General features: G+C 57.0%; 16 protein-coding genes. 12 read left to right on the top strand and 4 right to left on the bottom strand.

Features of this window, described 5'->3' with window-relative positions; translation table 11 throughout:
- The first annotated feature begins 269 nt into the window (after positions 1–269).
- Positions 270–2,630, top strand: a complete 2,361-nt coding sequence (locus ACVVH8_RS19445; protein WP_475225717.1) for a DNA polymerase II — start codon at positions 270–272, stop codon at positions 2,628–2,630.
- On the opposite strand, the gene ACVVH8_RS19440 is transcribed toward ACVVH8_RS19445, so the two are convergent.
- Positions 2,595–3,065, bottom strand: a complete 471-nt coding sequence (locus ACVVH8_RS19440) for a DUF1810 domain-containing protein (protein ID WP_475225715.1) — start codon at positions 3,063–3,065, stop codon at positions 2,595–2,597. The genes ACVVH8_RS19445 and ACVVH8_RS19440 overlap by 36 nt on opposite strands.
- Before the next feature lie 25 nt (positions 3,066–3,090).
- The gene (locus ACVVH8_RS19435; protein ID WP_475225712.1) at positions 3,091–3,912 is read right to left on the bottom strand and encodes an aldo/keto reductase; all 822 of its coding nucleotides are present in this window, start codon (positions 3,910–3,912) and stop codon (positions 3,091–3,093) included.
- A 519-nt stretch (positions 3,913–4,431) separates the two neighbouring features.
- Here ACVVH8_RS19435 and ACVVH8_RS19430 point away from each other — a divergent pair.
- The 6 genes from ACVVH8_RS19430 (at position 4,432) to ACVVH8_RS19405 (ending at position 7,743) form a co-directional block, all read left to right on the top strand.
- Positions 4,432–5,028 carry a hypothetical protein gene (locus tag ACVVH8_RS19430; RefSeq protein WP_475225709.1) on the top strand — a complete coding sequence of 199 codons (597 nt, stop codon included), beginning with the start codon at positions 4,432–4,434 and terminating at the stop codon, positions 5,026–5,028.
- 98 nt (positions 5,029–5,126) lie between these two features.
- A complete protein-coding gene (locus ACVVH8_RS19425; RefSeq protein ID WP_249412054.1) occupies positions 5,127–5,531 on the top strand; it encodes a hypothetical protein in 405 nt (134 codons plus the stop codon).
- A 41-nt stretch (positions 5,532–5,572) separates the two neighbouring features.
- Complete coding sequence (locus ACVVH8_RS19420) at positions 5,573–5,977, top strand: hypothetical protein (protein WP_103306650.1); 405 nt, start codon at positions 5,573–5,575, stop codon at positions 5,975–5,977.
- Positions 5,978–6,121: 144 nt separating this feature from the next.
- Positions 6,122–6,586: a hypothetical protein gene (locus tag ACVVH8_RS19415; protein WP_475225706.1), complete on the top strand. Its 465-nt coding sequence runs from the start codon at positions 6,122–6,124 to the stop codon at positions 6,584–6,586.
- A gap of 60 nt (positions 6,587–6,646) precedes the next feature.
- Positions 6,647–7,153 carry a DUF4265 domain-containing protein gene (locus ACVVH8_RS19410; RefSeq protein WP_475225704.1) on the top strand — a complete coding sequence of 169 codons (507 nt, stop codon included), beginning with the start codon at positions 6,647–6,649 and terminating at the stop codon, positions 7,151–7,153.
- A 62-nt stretch (positions 7,154–7,215) separates the two neighbouring features.
- Positions 7,216–7,743, top strand: coding sequence for an Imm15 family immunity protein (locus ACVVH8_RS19405; protein ID WP_475225701.1), 528 nt, complete (start codon positions 7,216–7,218; stop codon positions 7,741–7,743).
- A gap of 59 nt (positions 7,744–7,802) precedes the next feature.
- On the opposite strand, the gene ACVVH8_RS19400 is transcribed toward ACVVH8_RS19405, so the two are convergent.
- Entirely contained in the window at positions 7,803–8,951 is a 1,149-nt protein-coding gene (locus ACVVH8_RS19400; protein ID WP_475225699.1) for an aldose epimerase family protein, read from the bottom strand.
- Positions 8,952–9,223: 272 nt separating this feature from the next.
- On the opposite strand from ACVVH8_RS19400, the gene ACVVH8_RS19395 reads away from it, so the two are divergent.
- The 4 genes from ACVVH8_RS19395 (at position 9,224) to ACVVH8_RS19380 (ending at position 12,709) form a co-directional block, all read left to right on the top strand.
- Positions 9,224–9,973, top strand: coding sequence for a hypothetical protein (locus ACVVH8_RS19395; RefSeq protein WP_475225697.1), 750 nt, complete (start codon positions 9,224–9,226; stop codon positions 9,971–9,973).
- Between the two features lie 205 nt (positions 9,974–10,178).
- Positions 10,179–11,393: an MFS transporter gene (locus tag ACVVH8_RS19390; protein ID WP_475225694.1), complete on the top strand. Its 1,215-nt coding sequence runs from the start codon at positions 10,179–10,181 to the stop codon at positions 11,391–11,393.
- A gap of 230 nt (positions 11,394–11,623) precedes the next feature.
- Positions 11,624–12,409: a sulfite exporter TauE/SafE family protein gene (locus tag ACVVH8_RS19385; protein WP_475225692.1), complete on the top strand. Its 786-nt coding sequence runs from the start codon at positions 11,624–11,626 to the stop codon at positions 12,407–12,409.
- Positions 12,410–12,418: 9 nt separating this feature from the next.
- Positions 12,419–12,709, top strand: coding sequence for a hypothetical protein (locus tag ACVVH8_RS19380; RefSeq protein WP_475225690.1), 291 nt, complete (start codon positions 12,419–12,421; stop codon positions 12,707–12,709).
- 64 nt (positions 12,710–12,773) lie between these two features.
- On the opposite strand, the gene ACVVH8_RS19375 is transcribed toward ACVVH8_RS19380, so the two are convergent.
- Complete coding sequence (locus ACVVH8_RS19375) at positions 12,774–13,238, bottom strand: GNAT family N-acetyltransferase (RefSeq protein WP_103306642.1); 465 nt, start codon at positions 13,236–13,238, stop codon at positions 12,774–12,776.
- 208 nt (positions 13,239–13,446) lie between these two features.
- Here ACVVH8_RS19375 and ACVVH8_RS19370 point away from each other — a divergent pair, with 208 nt between their 5' ends.
- A complete protein-coding gene (locus ACVVH8_RS19370) occupies positions 13,447–14,016 on the top strand; it encodes a DUF4174 domain-containing protein (RefSeq protein WP_475225687.1) in 570 nt (189 codons plus the stop codon).
- Positions 14,017–14,099 lie beyond the last annotated feature (83 nt).

Below are 14,099 nucleotides of genomic sequence, written 5' to 3'. Positions count from 1 at the left end.
TCATTTACTCGATTTTCTCAACCTGCAAAGAGGCTTTGTGGCCAGTGGAGCCTTGTGGCGAGGGGATTCATCCCCGATGGCCTGCGCAGCAGGCCCAGAATCAGCCCGCCGGACTTGCCTGACACACCGTGTCGGATGGTTTTGGGGCTGCTTTGCAACCCATCGGGGCGGTGCGACGTTGCGCTAAATCCCCTCACCACAGGGGATGGGGTTATCTCAGGAAGGGCAGCGTAGAATGCCCCTCTGTTTCAATTCCTGAGGTCGCAGTGGTGGATTTACAGCAGGGCTTCGTCCTGACCCGGCATTGGCGCGATACCCCGGCCGGCACCGAAGTCGAGTTCTGGCTGGCGACCGACGCCGGGCCGCGCCGTGTGCGCTTGCCGCATCAGCCGTCGGTGGCGTTTATCCCCGCCGAACAGCGCGAGGCGGCCGAACGCCTGCTGCACGACGAAAAGAATGTCGAACTGCGCCCGTTGGCCCTGCAGGATTTCGAGCATCGCCCGGTGCTTGGCCTGTATTGCCAGCAACACGGCCAGTTGATGCGCCTGGAAACCGCGCTCAATCGTGCCGGTGTCGATGTCTTCGAAGCTGATGTGCGCCCGCCGGAACGCTATCTGATGGAGCGTTTCATCACCGCGCCGGTACTGTTCAACGGTACCGCCGATACCGACGGCGTATTGCTCAACGCGCAATTGAAACCCGATCCCAAGTACCGGCCGACACTGCGCCTGGTCTCGCTGGACATCGAAACCACCGAAACCGGTGAGTTGTATTCCATCGCCCTGGAAGGCTGCGGCGAGCGCCAGGTGTACATGCTCGGTGCGCCGAACGGTGACGCCAGCATCGTCGACTTCGACCTCGAATACTGCGACTCGCGCACGCTCATCCTGAAGAAACTCAACGACTGGTTTGCGCGGCACGACCCCGACGCGATCATTGGCTGGAACGTCGTCCAGTTCGATCTGCGCATCCTCCACGAACACGCGCGACGCCTCGGCGTGCCGCTGAAAATCGGCCGTGGCGGCGAAGAGATGCAGTGGCGCGAACACGGCAGTCGCAATCACTACTTCGCCTCGGCGGCGGGGCGGCTGATCATCGATGGCATCGAATCGCTGCGCTCGGCGACCTGGAGTTTTCCTTCGTTCAGCCTCGAGAACGTCGCGCAGACCCTGCTTGGCGAAGGCAAGTCCATCGACAATCCGTACCAGCGCATGGACGAAATCAACCGCATGTTCGCCGAGGACAAACCGGCGCTGGCCAAATACAACCTCAAGGACTGCGAACTGGTCACGCGGATCTTCGCCAAGACTGAACTGCTGACCTTTTTGCTGGAGCGCGCCAGCGTCACCGGGCTACCGGCGGATCGCAGCGGCGGTTCGGTGGCGGCGTTCACCCATTTGTATATGCCGCTGATGCATCGACAGGGGTTTGTTGCGCCGAACCTCGGCACCAATCCGCCGCAGGCCAGCCCGGGCGGATTTGTCATGGACTCGCAACCGGGCCTGTATGAATCGGTGCTGGTGCTCGATTACAAGAGTTTGTATCCGTCGATCATCCGCACCTTTCTGATCGACCCGGTGGGGCTGATCGAAGGTTTGCAGCACCCCGACGACGCCGACTCGGTGCCGGGCTTCCGTGGCGCACGTTTCTCGCGCACCCGCCATTGCCTGCCGTCGATCGTCTCGCGGGTCGCCGAGGGCCGCGAGACGGCCAAGCGCGAGCACAACGCGCCGTTGTCGCAGGCGCTGAAAATCATCATGAACGCCTTCTACGGCGTGCTCGGCTCCAGCGGCTGCCGCTTCTTCGATACGCGGCTGGCCTCGTCAATCACCCTGCGCGGCCACGAGATCATGCTGCGCACGCGCAAGCTGATCGAAGAGCAGGGCCACGCGGTGATCTATGGCGATACCGACTCAACCTTCGTCTGGCTGCGTCGCCCGCACGGGCAAGAAGAAGCGGCAACCATCGGCCATGCGCTGGTCAAACACGTCAACGACTGGTGGCGTGCGCATGTACGTGATGAGTACGGTCTGGAAAGCGCCCTCGAACTGCAATTCGAAATTCACTACAAACGCTTTCTGATGCCGACCATTCGCGGCGCGGAGGAGGGCAGCAAGAAGCGCTACGCCGGTCTCGTCACCCGCGCCGACGGTACTGAGGAAATGGTCTACAAAGGCCTGGAAACCGTGCGCACCGACTGGTCGCTATTGGCCCGGCAATTTCAGCAGGAACTCTACGAGCGGATCTTCCAGCGCAAGCCGTATCAAGACTACGTACGCGACTACGTGCGCAAAACCCTCGCCGGTGAATTCGACGAGCGACTGGTCTACCGCAAGCGCCTGCGCCGCACCCTCGACGACTACGAGCGCAACGTCCCGCCGCACGTGCGCGCGGCGCGCCTGGCCGACGATTACAACGCCCAGCACGGGCGCCCTCGGCAATACCAGAACGGTGGCTGGATCAGCTACGTCATCTCCCTGGCCGGCCCCGAGCCGCTGGAAGTGCGCCGCGCCGCCATCGACTACGACCACTACATCACCCGGCAACTGCAACCGGTGGCGGATGCGATTCTGCCGTTTGTCGACGACGATTTCTCAACCCTGATCGGGGGGCAACTGGGCCTGTTTTGAGTCGAGCAGCTGCAGCGTCCATTCATCGAGAATGCCGTGGAAATAGCGTTCCAGCGCCTGATTGAACAAGCTGTCGTCAGCGGTGAACTGGGCGAATAGCGTCATCGAGGAGTGAAATTTCAAGTCATCGGGATGGCCGAAAATCTCGGCGATCGAGCGTTGCTGAACATTCAATACATGTTGCGTGCAGGTGCGCAGCCGCGCCCCGAGCAACGGATGATCCAGATAGGCTCGGGCCTCTTCGGCCGAACCGATGGCATAGCGTCGGGACATTTCGCTGCCGCCCAGCCCGGCGAACTGCGGGAAGACAAACCACATCCAGTGGCTGCGTTTGCGGCCCTCGTCGAGTTCACGCTGGACCCGTTCGAACACTGGGTCCTGGGCCTGGACAAATCGTTGCAGGTTGCAGGGGTCGTACTGATCAGTGCTTCTCATCGCGAAGCCCTCGCCAGTCGCTGGCTCAGACCATGGCCAGTCGCTGCTTGCGTTGTGGCGCTTGAAACACCTGGTCCAGCGCCGCCAGATCCCCGGCCTCCAGTTGCAGCTGCGCCGCTTGTGCATTGAGTTGCACATGTTCCGGTCGCACAGCCTTGGGAATCGCAATCACACTATCCTGACGCAGAATCCACGCCAGCGAAACCTGTGCGGGAGTGACGCCATGACGAGTGGCGATCTGCTTCAGCAACGGTTCAGCCAGCATCGCGCCACCCTGGCCAATCGGACAGTAGGCCATCAACGGCATGCGCTGGTGTTGGCACCACGGCAGCAGATCGAATTCGATGCCACGCTCTTCCAGGTTGTAGAGCACCTGATTGGTCGCACAGGCTGAACTGGAGAGTTCTTCGAGGTCGTCGACATCGAAATTCGACACACCCCAGCGGCCGATCTTGCCTTCTTCGCGCAGGCGTTCGAACGCTTCGACGGTTTCTTCCAGCGGATACTGGCCGCGCCAATGCAACAGATAGAGGTCGATGTAATCGGTGTCGAGCCGACGCAGGCTGCGCTCGCAAGCCTGTGGGATGCCTGTGCGGCTGGCGTTGTGCGGGTAGACCTTGCTCACCAGAAACACCTGATCGCGCAGCCCGGCGATGGCCTCGCCGACGACTGTTTCGGCACCGCCCTCGGCGTACATCTCCGCTGTATCGATCAGGGTCATGCCCAACTCAATACCCGTGCGCAGCGCCGCCACTTCACGCGTGTGCGCCGAACGGTCTTCGCCCATGCGCCAGGTGCCCTGGCCAATCACCGGCACCTGCACACCGGCCAACTCGAGAGTACGCATGCAATCCTCCTTTCTGAACGTGTCGATACCTTTTAGTGGGCAGCAGGATAGCGCAGGGGTTCCATGAGGCTCAAAACGCAAAAGATCGCAGCCTTCGGCAGCTCCTGGCCGAACGCTGCGATCTTTCGATCTTGCGCTTTTCATTTAACAATTTTTCGTTAAACACCTGCCCGGGCAAGTGCGCAAGAAGTTGCGCACTTTTCATTGTTGATTCGGTTCAAGTGACGCAGGAAGACGGTAGGTTTCGCTCAGGACCTTGATTTGCAGGGGGTTTGTGATATCTGGCATGAAGTTTGATCACTCATCGCCATTCTGACCGGCAATAGCGTTAGCCTGCTAGTGTGTTTTAAGATGCCTCGATAAAACGATGAGTGTGGATCGGCTCAAGAAATCCGCAGGAGCGGGCATCGATTCAGATCCAGGCTCTTCGCGTGTGCCTGAACTGAAACAGCTGGGAGCCATTGTTAGTAAGGAGCATGCCGCGGGTACGAACGCCGGTAGCGCGTAATAAGGGAATATGTGATTTCTACTGATTTTCATCAGCTTGTTCAGTTGTTTATAGAGAGGGCGGGTAATCTTCAGCCAGGTATTTTTGGGTTGAGCGGCTTCTCCGGGGCGGATTTGATAAGTGCCGATTTTGAACTGATCGGCGATCCGAATGGTTTTCATTCTTTCGAGAAAGCATACGAAGTTCCTTATTTTCGTAGAAAAATAATGGTTGTTTTCAAGCAGTATTTTTTCGCGAGTGAGAGTCTGGGGGGAGGTCTTGGTATTGCAGGTGGGGTAAGGCTGACTTCTCTTTTAAGAAAGCAGCCATTTGCTACATCAACGGGGCATGTCGATACGAATCGTAAGGAGTTCTTCTTTTTTGAGGATAAAAGTGATGGGGCACTGATTTTTGACGAAAAAATCGTAATACGATTCGATCAGTGGTCCAAGCGCAATTCTTATAGGGTTTCAACGCTGGAGTGTGATTTTGATAATGCACACTTCAATGCAATAGCTAAGAAAGCGGTTCGCGAAACGCTTGAACCGTTCACTCACGATTCGATGATTAGAGATGCAAAACAACGAGGCTGCGCACGTGCATTTAATCGTTTGATTGCAGCGCTTTAATCCGCACTGCCGGTCAGGCCTGCCATGAAGCAGTTTACGGATGACGTACCTGGTGGTGACTGTGCATAAGGTCACTGCAATGAATGTAAGGAAGCAATATGATTACCTCTGCTGAAGAGTTTGTGGCGCTGCGTGGCAGTGAAGTAAAAGACGAGTACGATCGAGCCGCTATGGAAGAGGCTCCGATTTCGGTATGGCGTGAGGTGATCGAGAAATTCCCCGAGTACAGAAGATGGGTTGCGCACAATAAAACGGTGCCGGTGGAAATTCTTGAAGAGCTGTGTGTATTCGATGACGTCCGGTATTTTGTTGCTTCAAAGCGAAAGTTATCGCAAACATTGTTTGAGCGTCTTTCTCAAGACCCCAATTCTCTTGTCAGGGGGGCAATAGCTGCAAATAGAAAAGCGCCTATTGCAATCCTGGAGAAGCTGCTTGAGGACGAGAGTGAAAGCGTTGTCAGTATGGCGAGATATAATTTCGCAAGTAGGAAGCCTCAGTCATAGTTCTGTATTCAACAACCCGCCTCATCTTTAAAGGAATAAACATGAAAAAAGCCGCTTTCATTTTTGCAATCACCGCCGCTTTCGGCACCGTCAATGTTGCCCACGCGGAGGGGCCGGACGCTGCCACGCTGAAGGGGATTTACGACATGGGGCGTAACACGGCCGGCCTGATCAAGCATTGCGTTGACAAGGGCTTGCTGAAAGCTGACAGCGTGGATAACGCCAATAAAATGGTGGGGTTTGTCTCCGAGATGCCGGGTGAGATGGACAAGAGCGAGGGCGACAAGAGCGAAGCCAACGGTCGTAAGGGGGAAGTGCTGACGGAAGGTAAATACCAGAAGCTGGAAGCCAACCTGCCATCGGGTCTGACGCTCAAGCAGTGGTGCGAACAGGCGGATCAGGGCATGCGCGAGGGCTTGAAAAGCGCCGGGCTGATCGAGGGGTGATCTGACAGGTCAGATACAACAGACGCTCGCTGAACGCGAGCGTCTGTGATTTAAAGGCCCAGTAAAGAGTGGGGCTTTTTCTGTAACAGTCGACAACTGCGTCTGCGCTAGCCACGGATCGGTCAGGAATGGAAGAAGCATTTTATGATGCTGGATAGTTTGGAAAATAATGAGTTTGATCGCCTGGAAGAACAGCTGCTTGAGGCGAGTGTGTCTTTTGGAGAAATGACCTGTGAGTACACTCGTTATCTATTGGGTCTTATCCAGAGAGGCAAGCTTGACGCTATTTCCAGTGCCAAATTGGAGTTGTTGCTTCCCTATCTGAAGGCAGGCCTCTCGCGGGAAAGAATAGAAAGTGATGAGGCATTCCGAAAGAAGCTCAAGGTTGAACTCTGGCAGATGGAGCAGCAGTACCGTAAGACGGATGAGTGTTTTGCAAATTTTATTCGGGCTGTGCTCTATTGCTTTGGGACAGAGGAAATCTGGGAAGAGGAAGGGGATGGCGGCACACCGGTCTATCTTTATTTCCTGATCTTGAAGAGGATACTGCCGGGTCTACGGAGAGACTTCATCAGCAATTTCTACAGCTTTCTTGAGCACCGCATGTGATCCTCGCTTTGTGTGTACAGGGTCTGATTTTGCTTTAGAGCACCAGGTTAGGAGTATTGGATGGTAGACGAAGGATCTGTAGAACATATTCGCGTGTATGCCGGAAAGAACTCCAAAGGGGCGGTGTTTGAATCTTTACCCGCGAGAAAACTGGCTGAGCATACCTATGAATTGCTTTCATCACCGGGGCTGGCGTTGAATCTGGCCAGAGGCGATGTGGTTTCCCTGGTAAATTCTCAGACACACGCCGAGGTACTGAGAAGGGGAGGTAATTTCTGTATTCACATCTATTCCAGCCACATTTCGCCAGAACGTCTGGTGAGGCTGGAGGCGGACGTTGCCAACCATCTCAACGGTACCTTGGACGGCGTATACAAAGGGAATTTGACTTTGGCCATTCCCGCGAAGACCGGAATGGATAACATCGCACTGTTCTTCGACGCGTTCCGCGAGGAGACCGGGCTTCAATGGTATTACGCGAACGTTTACAAGAATATCGATGATATAGAAGACGAAACGCTTCTCTACTGGTGGCTGGGCGATGGCGCGAACAGCACGAAAAATTAATCGGCCCAGCATTGCACAGCGGACAGTAGAGGGTTTTGAGATCTGATGGAATGTTCGGGAAGATGAAGCTGACAGACTTTTACAGCAAGGTGATTAGCCAGGAACCCTATAACGATATGGGGGTGTTCTTTTCAAGCTATGAGAGTTTTGAAGAGATACCGCTTGTTTCACGATACAGCCGATTGGCGTTTTTGCAGGCGCAGATGAGCAGTGACCGAGTCTCCGATTTTCTGACCGGTCTCGCCGTGTTTCTTCTGAACTCAATAAAGGCGTTGACTGCGACGGGCACTGATAACAAGCACTTTTATGCTGTGAGTTACACCGATTTCGAAGCTCTGAAGGAGCAGGGTGTAGCGATCCCCAATATCTTTGTTTATCCAAAACCAACCTCTATTGGTTTTGTGGAGAAATTAAAGAGTGACCCCGTCGCAACGGTGTCGCGAGAGATGGAAGAAGTCAGAAGGCATTTTTCCAACTGCGGTGTAGAGACGCTCTTTGATTTTTACGAAAGCAGGTTTTATGACGTTGCCTGTGGTGAGGATATTGTCAGGGTTTTTGCCGTTCCCAAGAGCTTCGAAAACGATAGATGACGGGGGCCGCTTAGCGGCCCGGCGGGAGCAAGCTCCCTCGCCACAGATCCAGTGTGGATCTATTTTGCGGAGAACTTCAGCACCACGCTTTGGGTGTAAGTCTGCCCTGGGTCCAGACGCGTACTCGGGAAGTCCGGCTGGTTCGGCGAGTCAGGATAGTGCTGCGTCTCCAGAGTAAACGCCCCCCAATGCGGATACACCTTGCCACCCTTGCCCTTGACCGTGCCGTCGAGGAAGTTGCTGGTGTAGAACTGCACGCCCGGTTCGTTGGTAAACAGTTGCAGATGCCGGCCTGACTGCGGATCGCTGACTTCAGCGGCGACCTTGTTTACATCACCCTTGGTATCCAGCGCCCAATTGAAATCGAAGCCGCCCTGTTTTGGTTCGGCGAATTTCAACTGCGGATGATCAGCTTTTATATGCGTGCCAATCGCTGTCGGTTTGCTGAAATCCATCGGCGTGCCGGCTACCGGCGCCAGTTCGCCGGTCGGGATCAACTTGGCCGTGACGGGGGTGTAATGACTGGCATGCAGGGTCGCGACCTGTTTGAGAATGTCGCCATTTCCCGCGCCGGCCAAATTGAAGTAACTGTGGTTGGTCAGGTTGAGCACCGTCGGTTTGTCGGTGCTGGCCTTGTAGTCGATGCGCAGTTCGTTGTTGTCGGTGAGGCGATAGGTCACCTCAGTGGTGAGGTTGCCTGGAAAGCCCATTTCGCCGTCCGGCGACAGATAGGTCAGGGTCACGCCGACCGAATCCTTGTCCTTGGTTTCCTGCGCTTTCCAGACCTTTTTATCGAAGCCTGATGTGCCGCCGTGCAGCGCGTTGGTCTTGTCGTTCTGTGGCACTTGATAGCGCTTGCCATCGAGTTCGAACGCGCCCTCGGCGAGGCGATTGCCGAAGCGGCCGATGGTCGCGCCGAAATACGCGGTGCCTTTCTGATAGCCCTGCACATCATCGAAGCCGAGCACCACGTCGTCGAACTTGCCGTGCTTGTCCGCCACTTTCAGCGATTGCAGGGTCGCGCCGTAGGTGATGACGGTGGCTTGCATGCCATGGCTGTTGCGCAGGATGTATTGCTCGACGGGCGTGCCGTCATTGGTTTTGCCGAAGGCTTTGTGTTCGGCGCTGAGGCCCGCCGCGTTGGCGGAAAGGGTGGCGATCATCAGAGAGAGTCCGAGGCCGGAGAGCAGGTGACGGGATTGAAGCATGGTTGACCTTCCTTTTTGTTGTTGTTTTCAAATCCCGGTATAGGAGCTGCCGCAGGCCGTTCCTACATAGGGATGGTAATAGTCATGCTATTTAAGATTTGAGTGAAAATTTATAGCCGATTAAGCGTTTATTGCAATGATAAAGTCGGACTAAATGGTTGCCGAAGGTCGGGAAACACTGTGAGCACTGCACTTTTTTGCAATCGGCGGCTCTATCCATGGCCAGGATGCGGTGACTCCCGCCGCACAGGAATGTGCCTGTTCGAGAATTCATGCCGAGCGTTTTTGACCTGATCACCATATTTTTTCGCCGACCGTGCTTGCTGCTGGTGTGTCTGTCGTCGCTGTTGTTCAGCGGTTGCAGCCATCAGGACGGCAACGGTTTCTTCAATCAGATGCGTGAAGGTCAGCCGCAGGAATTCCTGCAGACCAGCGTCGATCGCATGGCCACGATGGCGATGCGCGACAACCTCAACAGCCTCTACCGCTTGATGGGCAAGCTGTACCTGCGTAACCCCGAAGAGCTGCGCAAATCCGGTTTCCTCAATATCAACACCGCGGTGAAACAGGTGCGCCTGGCGATCGAGCAGCAACAGCCGTTGCCGGTGCTCGGCGGTCGCAAGGATCTGGCCGCGCTCAGCTATGCGATGAGCCCGGAGTTTCTCGGTGACCGGGTCGGTGCGTTCATCTATGCCATTGGCAGCATGCTGGTGACTGCCCATGGCAATCGCACCGAGTTCTACATGACCGACGCGATCAATCCGACGTTTGTGCACAACTCGGCGCGCAATATTGAGAAGGCCATGTGGATTCTGTCGCAACGGCAGAACAAGGAAGGCCAGCCGTTGTTGTTCTCCAATGAGATCTCGGAGGAGGGCAGCAACCTGAGCTTCGCCACCGAGTTCAGCAAAATCGTCGCGCGCCTGGATTTGCTGACGCAAATGCTCGATGAGCGCTACCGGCGGATCGGTCTGAACTACGCGCAGAGTCTGCTGTTCCTGAATTTCTTGCCGGTGCAGTGAGTTCGGTTGGGGTGGCGATGCTGATCAATGCAGCACAAAACCCTGTGGGAGCTGGCTTGCCAGCGATGGCGGTGGGTCAGCCAACCCAACGCCGGCTGACCCGACCTTATCGCTGGCAAGCCAGCTCCCACATTGACGGATAGCCAGTGCGGTTTTTTGTATACAATCCATCGCCGCTATTGATCAAAATGGAGCCGCACCCCTCATGACCGATCCTGCAAGCGCCGATTTCAGCCGTGTCGATCGCACCGCCCGTGCCGACAAACTGCCCTATGCCGCGTTGCTGGCGTTCGCCATGACCGGTTTCATCGCCATCCTCACCGAAACCCTGCCAGCCGGGCTGCTGCCACAGATCGGCGCAGGGCTGAACGTCAGCGAAGTGCTCGCCGGACAACTAGTGACGCTGTATGCGCTGGGCTCGATTGTCGCGGCGATTCCCCTGACCGTTGCCACGCGTGGCTGGCCTCGGCGTCGAGTGTTGTTGATGACGGTGGGCGGGTTTCTGCTGTTCAACACCATCACCACGTTTTCCAGCCATTACGGTTTGACCCTGGCTTCGCGCTTTCTCGCCGGGATGGCGGCGGGGCTGTCGTGGGGGATCATGGCCGGGTATGCACGCGGGATCGTGCCGGTGCATCAACAGGGGCGGGCGCTGGCGATTGCCATGCTCGGCACCCCGGTTGCGTTGTCGTTGGGCACGCCGGCGGGGACATGGCTGGGCAATCTGATCGGCTGGCGTGCCTCGTTCGGGATCATGTCGGCGCTGGCCCTGGTGCTGGCGGCGTGGATTGTCATTGCGGTGCCGGATCGACCGGGGCAGGCCAGTGACGAGCGTCTGCCATTGCTCGAATCGTTGCGTCTGCCGGGTGTGCGGCCGGTGCTGTTTGTGGTGCTGACGTGGATGCTCGGGCACAACATTCTCTACACCTACATCTCACCGTTTCTGCTGCAGGCCGGTCTCGCGGACCGGGTCGATCTGGTGTTGCTGGTGTTTGGCCTGTGCTCGCTGGTGGGGATCTGGATCATCGGCTTTTTGGTGGATCGCTGGTTGCGCTGGCTGACGCTGATCAGCCTCGCGGTGTTTGCTCTGACGGCACTGGTGTTGGCGCTGATTACACCGTCAGCATTGCTCATTTTTGCCTGCATGGCGGTGTGGGGCTTGTCATTTGGCGGCTCGGCCACCTTGCTACTGACCTCGGCGGCGGACTCGGCCGGTGAGCATGTCGACGTGGTGCAAGCGATGCTCACCACCTCCTGGAACGTAGCGATTGCCGGCGGCGGATTGTTTGGCGGCCTGTTGCTGGATCGGGCAGGGGCGATGTCGTTTCCGTGGGCGCTGTTGATCCTTTCGCTGATCGCCTTGGCGACGGTGTGGATCAACAAAACCCACAGCTTCAAACCGGGTCGGCGAGTGCACTAATCTGCGGCTCACCAGAATACCCCCTGTAGGAGTGAGCCTGCTCGCGATAGCGTTGGGTCAGTCACTGAATCGGTCACTGATAAACCGCTATCGCGAGCAGGCTCACTCCTACAGTAGAGCGATTGCGAGTTCTATATGGCATAACGATAGACCGCATCGATATATGTGGTTATAAGAAAAATCGCTATGCTGCGGGCCAGTTTTTTCCTGTCGTTTTTCTGGACGTCTTAATGGATTTGGCAAATTTCGGCCTGGTGATTGCCGGGCTGGTGGTAGGTTTTATCGTCGGCATGACCGGTATCGGCGGCGGTTCCTTGATGACGCCGATCCTGCTGTGGTTCGGCATCAACCCGGCGACAGCGGTGGGCACCGACCTGCTGTACGCGGCCATCACCAAATCCAGTGGTGTGCTCGTCCATAGAAAGAACAAGAACATCGATTGGGCCATTACCGGCTGGCTGACCCTCGGCAGCGTGCCGGCGGTGGCCATGACCCTGTGGTTCCTCAGCACCCTGCACACCGCGCCGGACGCGATGAACGCCATCATCAAGCAGGCGTTGGGTTTTGTACTCTTCGCGACGGCGCTGGCGATTTTTTTCAAGAAGCGCCTGCTCGAATTCGCCCACAAACGCGCGGGTGGCAACTACAACCCCAGCGGTTCGCGGCTGAACGTGATGACGGTGATCACCGGTCTGATCCTCGGCACCATGGTTGCCCTGACCTCGATCGGCGCTGGCGCGCTGGGAACGGTCGCGCTGTTCATCCTCTATCCGCTGTTGCCAACGCGCCGTCTGGTCGGCACCGAAATCGCTCACGCCGTGCCGCTGACACTTGTGGCAGGTCTTGGCCACGCGAGCATGGGCAACATGGATTGGGGCGTGCTGGGCTTTTTGCTGGTGGGTTCGTTGCCGGGCATCTGGCTTGGCAGTCACCTGACCGGGCGCATCTCCGATGAAGTGCTGCGCCCGTGCCTGGCGACGATGCTGGTGTTGATCGGTTACAAATTGGCGTTTTGATGAAAGACCATGAGTGAAACCACCTTTCATTGCGATGGCCGCATCGCAATTACCGTCGAACCGCGAGAAATGCGCATGAGCCATTGGCTGTATGCGCCGCTTGTGGTTGATCAGCAGCGTCAGCAGGTGTTGCTGGATCTTGGCGACAGCCTATGGGATTTGATCGGCACGGCGGACGAGACAGCCAGTGGCATCGACTTGCTCCTGCGCAAATATCCTGGAGATCGCGCATCGGTAATGCTGAGCGTTGATCTCGACGGCGGGGTACTCAGACTCGGCGAGCACTGCATTGAACCGTAACAATTACTGGCGGCACTCGATTTGGCACTGGGCTGAGACAAGCACCCACGCCACAGGGATTGTCTCAGTCGGCGAAAGTGTACTTCATGATCGTCACCGGCAAATCTTCGTAGACCAGATCCTCGACCACCTCCCAACCCAGCCGCGCATAAAGTGATTGCGCTGCGTCGGTGTACAGATACAACTCCCGCACACCCAGCCCCGCAGCCTCTTCAACGATTCGATTGACCAGTTGCGAAGCGATCCCGCGCCCACGTTCTTCGGCTTTCACATAAACACCGGCCAGCCACGGCGTCAGGTCCGGGCGGGTTTTCATATCGCTGTCGATCAGCAGCGCGCCACCGAGTAACTTGCCGTCTTCGATCGCCACCACGACGCTGGGAATCGCACCCTTGCCGCATGCCGCGCGCATGCGTTCGGTGCGCGCCTCAAGGGTGTCACCTGTGCGGAACTCACCCCACTCCTTGAAGTTGAGTTCGGCCAGTTCTTCAATCAATTCGGGGTGATCGCAAAGGTAATCGATGTGCATGCGGGTGAACTCCGTTTCGTCGGCAGAACTGCCACCCTAATGCGCTCATGCAAGGTAATCAAATCCACGTCACGATTGCGCGCATCCGGTTGCGCAATGTCCGGGCTGACCTAAGCTTCTGACAAGGCGAAACATATTTGCCGGCTCACCCCGGAACAATCGCCACGATGCGCAATCATTAGAGCGTGGATATCAAAAGGAGATGCGCATGCTCATCAGGTCAATGACCCTGACACTCTTGCTGGCGATTGCCGGCCCCTTGTTCGCCGCTGACAACGATTCGCCGACTGCTGGAGACTTGGGCCGCGCCCGACCGCTGATCGTCATCGCGCAAAGCACCGTTGACCCCGTGTGGGTGAGCCTGAAAAAGTCGCTGGAGGACCCTGCCAACAAAAAAGGTGTGGCCGACCGCAACATCAAGGTCTACACCATCCTCAACATGACCGGTCAGCTCGACGGCAAGGATCTCGGCCAGCAGGACACGATGGCGTTATTGCGTTCGCTGAAACTCGGCGCCGGGGCCTATCCGAAAGTGTTCCTGGTGGGCAAGGACGGTGAGACCAAACTCTCGGCATCGGGGGACGAAGCGAAGTCAGTGGACCTGAAGAAAATCTTCGACACCATCGACGCCATGCCAATGGCCGAGAAGGAAGCGGCCGCTGCAGCCGCCGCACAGGCCCCGGCCGCCGCCGTGCCGGAACCGGCCAAAGGTGCAAAAGGCGCCAAGCCGACCAAGCCTGCAAAAGCGGCCAAGCCGCCGGAAATGCCGGATGATTGAAGGCATGGCCTGAATCAAAAAAAGTGGGCGACCTCAGCAGGTCGCCCATTTTTATTGCCCGCGAAAAGATCGCAGCCTGCGGC

Source organism: Pseudomonas trutticola BRTCR10, assembly GCF_056155105.1.
Note: the sequence above shows the minus strand (reverse complement) of the source record. Positions and strands in the feature narration are given on the sequence as shown.

What these genes read in the sequence shown, in the direction of transcription:
- ACVVH8_RS19440 (WP_475225715.1), bottom strand. Translation starts at nt 3,065, where the DNA reads ATGAGAAGCACTGATCAGTACGACCCCTGCAACCTGCAACGATTTGTC.
- ACVVH8_RS19415 (WP_475225706.1), top strand. Translation starts at nt 6,122, where the DNA reads ATGATGCTGGATAGTTTGGAAAATAATGAGTTTGATCGCCTGGAAGAA.
- ACVVH8_RS19400 (WP_475225699.1), bottom strand. Translation starts at nt 8,951, where the DNA reads ATGCTTCAATCCCGTCACCTGCTCTCCGGCCTCGGACTCTCTCTGATG.
- ACVVH8_RS19395 (WP_475225697.1), top strand. Translation starts at nt 9,224, where the DNA reads ATGCCGAGCGTTTTTGACCTGATCACCATATTTTTTCGCCGACCGTGC.
- ACVVH8_RS19390 (WP_475225694.1), top strand. Translation starts at nt 10,179, where the DNA reads ATGACCGATCCTGCAAGCGCCGATTTCAGCCGTGTCGATCGCACCGCC.
- ACVVH8_RS19380 (WP_475225690.1), top strand. Translation starts at nt 12,419, where the DNA reads ATGAGTGAAACCACCTTTCATTGCGATGGCCGCATCGCAATTACCGTC.
- ACVVH8_RS19385 (WP_475225692.1), top strand. Translation starts at nt 11,624, where the DNA reads ATGGATTTGGCAAATTTCGGCCTGGTGATTGCCGGGCTGGTGGTAGGT.
- ACVVH8_RS19370 (WP_475225687.1), top strand. Translation starts at nt 13,447, where the DNA reads ATGCTCATCAGGTCAATGACCCTGACACTCTTGCTGGCGATTGCCGGC.
- ACVVH8_RS19410 (WP_475225704.1), top strand. Translation starts at nt 6,647, where the DNA reads ATGGTAGACGAAGGATCTGTAGAACATATTCGCGTGTATGCCGGAAAG.
- ACVVH8_RS19375 (WP_103306642.1), bottom strand. Translation starts at nt 13,238, where the DNA reads ATGCACATCGATTACCTTTGCGATCACCCCGAATTGATTGAAGAACTG.
- ACVVH8_RS19420 (WP_103306650.1), top strand. Translation starts at nt 5,573, where the DNA reads ATGAAAAAAGCCGCTTTCATTTTTGCAATCACCGCCGCTTTCGGCACC.
- ACVVH8_RS19405 (WP_475225701.1), top strand. Translation starts at nt 7,216, where the DNA reads ATGAAGCTGACAGACTTTTACAGCAAGGTGATTAGCCAGGAACCCTAT.
- ACVVH8_RS19435 (WP_475225712.1), bottom strand. Translation starts at nt 3,912, where the DNA reads ATGCGTACTCTCGAGTTGGCCGGTGTGCAGGTGCCGGTGATTGGCCAG.
- ACVVH8_RS19425 (WP_249412054.1), top strand. Translation starts at nt 5,127, where the DNA reads ATGATTACCTCTGCTGAAGAGTTTGTGGCGCTGCGTGGCAGTGAAGTA.